At 33.1% G+C, this 7,146-nt stretch carries 7 protein-coding genes; all 7 read left to right on the top strand.

From position 1 onward, the window contains the following. Positions 1–130: 130 nt before the first annotated feature. The 7 genes from ABDZ60_RS15530 (at position 131) to ABDZ60_RS15500 (ending at position 6,826) form a co-directional block, all read left to right on the top strand. A complete protein-coding gene (locus tag ABDZ60_RS15530) occupies positions 131–676 on the top strand; it encodes a recombinase zinc ribbon domain-containing protein (protein ID WP_343779300.1) in 546 nt (181 codons plus the stop codon). Between the two features lie 154 nt (positions 677–830). Continuing rightward, positions 831–1,067, top strand: coding sequence for a single-stranded DNA-binding protein (locus tag ABDZ60_RS15525; RefSeq protein ID WP_047001646.1), 237 nt, complete (start codon positions 831–833; stop codon positions 1,065–1,067). Next, a complete protein-coding gene (locus ABDZ60_RS15520; RefSeq protein WP_052953970.1) occupies positions 1,064–1,573 on the top strand; it encodes a DUF6933 domain-containing protein in 510 nt (169 codons plus the stop codon). Before ABDZ60_RS15525 ends, ABDZ60_RS15520 begins: the two co-directional genes overlap by 4 nt. A gap of 27 nt (positions 1,574–1,600) precedes the next feature. Further along, positions 1,601–2,572 (top strand): hypothetical protein, encoded by a 972-nt coding sequence (locus tag ABDZ60_RS15515; RefSeq protein ID WP_343779276.1) that lies wholly within the window; start codon positions 1,601–1,603, stop codon positions 2,570–2,572. A gap of 229 nt (positions 2,573–2,801) precedes the next feature. Beyond that, complete coding sequence (locus tag ABDZ60_RS15510) at positions 2,802–4,001, top strand: type I restriction enzyme HsdR N-terminal domain-containing protein (RefSeq protein ID WP_343779274.1); 1,200 nt, start codon at positions 2,802–2,804, stop codon at positions 3,999–4,001. Between the two features lie 78 nt (positions 4,002–4,079). Then, on the top strand, positions 4,080–4,529 hold the full coding sequence (locus ABDZ60_RS15505) for a hypothetical protein (protein ID WP_343779272.1): 450 nt from the start codon (positions 4,080–4,082) through the stop codon (positions 4,527–4,529). A 32-nt stretch (positions 4,530–4,561) separates the two neighbouring features. Then, entirely contained in the window at positions 4,562–6,826 is a 2,265-nt protein-coding gene (locus ABDZ60_RS15500) for a nitrilase-related carbon-nitrogen hydrolase (protein WP_343779270.1), read from the top strand. Positions 6,827–7,146 lie beyond the last annotated feature (320 nt).

Here is a 7,146-nt window from a genome sequence, read left to right as displayed (position 1 = left end):
TCTTCTAACTTATCTATTTTAATTTCTGAATAAATGTTTGTTTGTATAATCATAATTACCCCCAATAAATCTTGAGTAATTATAATTTATTCAAACTAATTTGTACATTATTATATGATCATTTACTTGCATTCTTATATTATCATTTATAAGAGGTAAGCGTTCCTTTGTTTGGCGATGTATCACCCGAGTGGAACATGGTTCAAGCTACTGTGACTCCCCAACGGTTCAGGAAACGGAACTACAAGAGGCTGTAGTAAAAGCCATCAATATGGCACTTGGAGGCAAGGATGATATGCTTGTAGCTTTAGAGCAGAATATTGCATCTGTACTTGCTTTAGAAGATGAAAATTCTATGGAAAGCATCAATGCCAAGCTGGAAGAATTGCAAAAGGAGCTTTTAAAACGAGCAAATGCTAAAAAGGATTATAATGACCTTGCTGATGAGATAGACCGTCTGAGAGAACTAAAGCAGAATGCTATGGCAGAGAATGCGGAAAGAGAAGGCTTGAAACAACGAATTGCCGAGATGCAGGAGTTTCTTGCAGAACAGACGGAGCAGATAGAAGAATACGATGAATATCTTGTGAGGCGAATGGTTGAAAAGGTAACGGTTTATGAGAAAAAGTTCTCGGTGGAATTCAAGTCAGGCACAAGCGTGGATGTGGAGATTTAAAAAATCAATGAGAGTATATCACCCTTTAGGTTCTTAGAAGCCTATGGGGTGTTTTTTTGTTACAGATTCTGTATGAATAGTTTGACTTCTAAAGATTGGAAGTTATATAATAATGTCAACAATGTTGTTATTATGATTGTTAAGGAGAATTAACATGATTGATGTAAATGAATTACTGGAGATAGCAATTAAAGAAGCAGAAAACCTTATGGATGCTGAAATATTTTTAGTAAAAGACTTATTTAAAGGCTACGAGTGGAACAGAATACCACGAAATGATAGATTATTACTTGGGACATTATTTTTAAATTATGTAAATAAAACAAATGGTAAGATTAAAGCTGTAGAAAAAACTTCTTCCAAGCAACAGAAGTATAAGGTGATGTTATGATTATAGAATGTACAAAAAAGCTTGCAGATGCAATGAAAATAAAGATAAGTTCATATAATGCTGCAAATGCAGATTCCTTTTATGAGTGGCACGCCAACTTGTTTATGTTTGATAGGAGAAAGGGCATTCTTCTTATGAACAATAAGACTAGGTACTGTATTGTTCTTTATGGGGTAAAGATGGAGCATTTTAAAAAATTTGATAAAATTGTGCTTGATGCAATTAGAGAAACCTTTTTAGCAGATGGGTTTCCAGAGGATACAGCAGATAAGTATATAACTAAATGTAGAGATGTAGATTATACAAAGACACATGACCGTAGTGTCTTAGGTCAAATGAAAGATTTTGATATAAGTATATCGTGGAAGATAGAAGAGTATTTACCAAGTGAAAATATTAATCTTATTGAACTTAATAAGTGGGTTAACAATACGTTGATGTGTGGCTCATTGAATTATGCTCATCCAATAGATTTAATGAGAGAAGAATTGGAGGGCATAGATTAATTGGGGTTGATAAAGTGAGGGGTAAAGATGATTGATAAGGATATTCAAATTGATGATTTGACGGGATTAAAGGCAGGATTTAAGGAGTTTTTAAATACTAATTACAAGCATTTATCTTATAAAGATATAATTTGTAGTGAGGCTTTTTATATTTTTAGGGAAAGTTTAGGTATAGAGCCAATTGAAGTGCTATCTAGTGAAGACGGCATTGAAAGATATAGAACAAAACTGATGGAACACTTTTCAGATAAGGGAAGAAAAAATCCTAAATCAGATTCTTATACATATTGCCGTAATATCAAATTATTAAAAGAATATGTTACTGGAAATACTGCAAGTTTAAGTGCTGGAAAAGGAGAAAAGGAAGTAGTTACAAGAATACTGAGAAAAACTAAAAGTAGAGCAGACATACCAAAACCAAGTGAAGATGAAGTAATAAGGTATCTTAAACAATGGGATAACTTAGAAAACTATAAATTCCAAGAAGAAGCATTAGATAAATTATTCATTGTAACATATCCTTCTAATGTTTTAATGGAAGATGTTCTTGTAAAAGTTTCTACGCTAAATGATTTTTACAGCACTAATATCTTTGCAGCCTATAAAGTTGCTAAACATATTATATCCTTAAATATCGATGAAAGATTAAATAATGGAGATATAACCCTTGTAGGGGATATCGCAAAAATTGAAATGGATAATGGGAATATAATAAATTTCTATTCCTTTGCTACGAAATACTGCAGCCATCACAAGCCACTTGATTTTCCTATTTACGATAGCTTTGTTGATACTCTGCTCAAGTATTTTAGGGATTCAGATAACTTTTATGAATTCAAGAACGAGGATTTAAAAGACTATGTAATATTTAAAAAGATATTAATTGAGTTTCAAAGATATTATGGTTTAGAGCAATTCAACCTAAAGGAAATAGATAAGTATTTATGGCTTCTTGGAAAAGAAAAGTTTCCGAAGAATTATGGAAAGGTGAGATTATGAAGATTGAGATGGGGGAATCCCTTATATTATCTTGGCTTAAACACATTAAAAATTGTCAGCTTATACAATTGAACTGGACAGTTTCACCTGAATGGTCCTTTCATAAGAATCTGAGTTCGAAATCATGTTTTGGGTTCGCAAAAGTAAGTTTAGTAGATTTTGAATGAGAGTAGACTGGAAGCCATAGGTTTAATGATAGAACTGGCAAATTTTAAAGAGGTGAAATTTTGTGAATGTAGAGAAAATATACGATAAAATTGAACTCCAGACTTGCGATTGTAAATCAGGACAAAGATACTTTGATTCGTTTAGAAATATGTTTGTACATATGACGCCAGAAGAAAAGGTAAGACAAAAAACGTGTTTAATTATGTCTGGTAAACTTGGAACACCAAGAGAATCAATTAGAATTGAAGATCATCTGGTACATTATGGTGTGAAGGACAAAAATGGGAGAATCGACATATCAATAACATTCTTTGATGCAGAAGGAAATGAAAGACCATTAGCAGTTATTGAATGTAAAGAAGAACGAATACCGGTAATAGCTCAGCAGGTAAAAGAGCAAGCAGCAGAGTACGCATCTTGTATAGGGGCAGCATATTTCATTGTCACTAATGGAATTGAAATGTATTATTACCATTACAATGAAAAGGAAGATATATACGAAGCAATAGATGGGTTATTAACATATCAGGATATGTTGAATAATAATTATTCAGTTGTTGAGGAAGGTTCTATATTTACCAGATTAGCTTATGAAGAATATTATGATATTGAAAAATTGAAACAGTATGAATGGAGTTATCAAAAGATAGGTGAAGATACTAAAGACAAGCTGATTCCAACCATTATTAATTTGGATGATTGCTTATTAGATACGTCTCATAGACTAGAACAGCTCCCTTCAAAAAAATATGAGGTAATTGCTGATTTGGGAGAACAGTATAGAAAATATGATGATGCATCTGGGGGTGGTTTTGGTTCAGGGGTATATAGAGTGATACGACTAAGAGATAGAGAAATAAATAAAGAGTTCTTGGTTGGTTTTACAATTATTACAACAGGAAAAATGATATGTGATCCAAAATATGGAATATACGATGGAAAAAGTGTCCTTATCATTATGAAAAACGATGGTGATCGTGATGAGATGTCAGTACAGATTAATATGAATAAATGCCTTATTGTCAAAGAAAAAAAGTCTACGATGACGCATAATGCATTGATAACCAAGAAAGGTAAATCAAAGAAGGGATTATTAGAATACATACAGTCAAGGAATAAAGAATTGGTGGAAGGAAATGACATAATACTTGGTACATTAGACTGTAGTAAATCTTTATATATGAATAGCGAAGATGTGTCAAAATTCCTTGGCAATGCTATTGAATATGCTGTGTATAGAGATGAATACAAAAATAGTTAACAGATATTTTGTCAGATTATAGGCTTTTTCTGAAGAGTGGCGAACAAGCTATGCTAGTAATAAGCAAGGAGTGGGAAAATGGATATACAAAAAGTAAGAATCACATCTAACATTATCTGCTATGGTCCTGAACCTTCGCCCATCGATGAAGTGGAACAACATCTGACTATATCATCAACAGGGCGAGTATGGTTTTTAGGCTATAACTACGCTAGTGGTTTTGGGAAATATGAAATCGGTAGAAAACAACAGTTTACTATTGGAAAGATAATTACTAATGAAATATTAAGTCTATTTTCTCGATACTGTGAAAGTGGACAGCCGCTTTGCTATGCAACAGATATAGGGGTCTGGGAAATGCAAATTACGGATACAGATAATAAAAAACGTATCTTCAAAGGCTCACTTTGTGGTGAATTATCTGTTGGGAATACAGATTTAACGGATTATATAAGGAAACACATTCCCATTAATAACTTATTTGTGTTTAATGGTGAGGTTTTGAATGATGACGGGAGTTATGAATAGCAAATTTAGAGGAATGAAATGGAGAGGTAAAAATGGCGAAAATCAACTGGATGGATATTACTAAGGAAGATGTCATAAAAGCAATTGAAAATTTCCTTGCTGAGAATGCAGAGTATTCAAGTCCCAAGTCCACATTTCTTATATATAATGGCAAGAAGCTACCTGCTAAGCATATTCGTGGAATGGCATATAGAGTGGCATATGGAAAAGAAATTAGCAAGAATGATTTCGGTGGCGGCATGGAGACGGTGCGATTTTTTGAAAGACTAGGGTTTGAAATGTTTTATACAGGTATATCAGAGTATACAGATACAAAAACAGTTATAAAGAAAAAACAATTGGACCAAAAAGCTGAAAAGAAGGTTGAAACAGTACAATCAAAGCTACCTAAGGTTGAAAAACAGGTATTAGCCGATAGAATTAAAATTCCATCAAAAGCTGTCATAGAGCAAAAAAATGCATTACAGCTACTACTTAATAAAATGTTCAATGGAGACATCGTATGTGAAAAAACATTTCCTTGGTTGAAGACACCAGATTTAATCGAAGGAGAATATGAGAATCTGTACAAATCGCTATCTGACTATAGAGGCGATAAAGCATTTGCAAAGAGGAATGTTCAATTAAGATGTGACTTTGTTTGTGAAAGTGAAAAGTTTATTATTGAGTATGATGAAAGGCAGCATTTTTCAGAGGCAAGAAAAATATCATTGTTGTCTTATACAGATATTCCAGTACACTTTGATAGACAACTATGGATACAGGCATGTAATGATATAAATGCAAAAGATGGACAGCCAGTCAATCGAGATGAAATAAGAGCATATTATGATAGCGTAAGAGATATCGAAGCCAGCAAACATGGATATAAATTAGTTAGAATAATGCATGGACAGACAGACTTTGAAGCCGCAGGAGCAGAGGAGAGTTTGAAAAAGCTACTGAATATAAAATCAGAAATTAAGGAGAATACTAAGACTCAGAGAAATAGTGGTTTGAAAGTAGGGTTATATCTGCAGACTGATGAACGTAAGCACAAATCTTATCTTACAAATGCCCTTGAAGCTGTGAAGAAATCTGATTTTGATATTTTTGTTTTACCAGAGTTTTGTTATTGCCCTTTCTATTCATTATTAGCAAATGCAGATATATGTATTGAAGAGGATGTAAATAATATTTTTAAAGCTTGTCTTGATTTTAGTGAAGAAATTGGAAAAGCTGTAATTGTAAGCAGTGAAGATAAGTATGGCACTATTTTTAGTGTTTTTGCTAATGCCTTTGCAAGTGAAACTGAAACAGCTAATGCTTTGTATATTAAGCATACTATGACTGCATATTCCGCTTTTGAATTAGAAGACTATCGTGAACTTTCCAAGTCGATGTTTGAGCCTATCTTATATAAAGGCTATAGGATAGGAATGACTATCTGCTATGACTGTAATCACTCACTATTTAGCAGGATGTATGGATTAAAAGGTGTTGATGTTATTATTAACAGCACCGGCGGTAATGTTGTTTATGACAAGTGGTATAAATATAATAAAGTCAGAGCAATAGAAAATGGTTGCTATAATTTTGTTACAATGGGTGGCGATGGGACAGTCGCAAATCCACATTCGTATGTTTATGGTTTTAATCCAAATGGCAAAGAACTAAAACCGCTCAATATTATAAAGGAAACTACTGAGTTAAATTCACCAGGAGGCATATATGTTTATGATACATCTCTAGATGATGGTTATGCAGCTCAAGATTCTAGCCATAACCAATCGAAAACTCCTAACAAGAATTATCAGTTAGAGATACCTATTGGCGGCGTTGATGAAATTTTGAGTCAATCAAAAAGACTGGCTGATGGAATATATGTTTATAAAGTTAAGGATAAGAATGTTATATTTTGCTTAGTTGAAGGAAATGATATTCTAAAACCAGAAAAAGTCCTTTCTTTATTATATGCTAAGGAACTAAAGAAAATCAGCAATAAGAGGTATATTATTATGAACAAACACAAGCATATTGAAGAGGAGTTTTTTGGGAATAAGCTATCTGTAGTATTAAAGGTTCGTTCTATGGAGAACTTTTGTGCAGTTATTTTAGAATCAGATAATATCAATGAGTGTTATCAATGTGGAAAAAACCGTACTGCACAGGTTTTGCAATCTGAAAATGGGAAATTTGGCATAGATTTAGATAGAACCACGGGACCTGAAGCTATATGGAAAAACAAAGATGGTATGAAAGCAGGTTGGCGTGAAAATGCTGAGTGGCTTATTCATGAGATGGGCAAGCAATTGTAAAACAGCCTTCTTTGATACATAAGTAATATAAGGTTGACATATTCCCCGAAACAGAAAGAAATAAGTGGATATGTTTCCATAAACGAGAGTTAGCATTTGACGTACTTGCTATCATCTCAAGCCATACTGAGGTAGTTGTTCGACTTACGAGGGCCGAAGAGACGAAGTAAGCCGTTTACAACTACCTGTAAATGTCAACCTCAAAATGTTGAAAAGTTCCAACATGAAAATGCATAATTATTTGATAGTTATTTGTTTTCTTGTTGGATCATTTCATATACATCTTTTGTTCTATAAGATGGCCCAACTATTTTAATAAT

The organism is Clostridium sartagoforme (genome assembly GCF_039521405.1).
Classification (GTDB): Bacteria; Bacillota; Clostridia; order Clostridiales; family Clostridiaceae; genus Clostridium; species Clostridium sartagoforme.
This window is presented reverse-complemented; position numbering and strand designations above follow the sequence as displayed.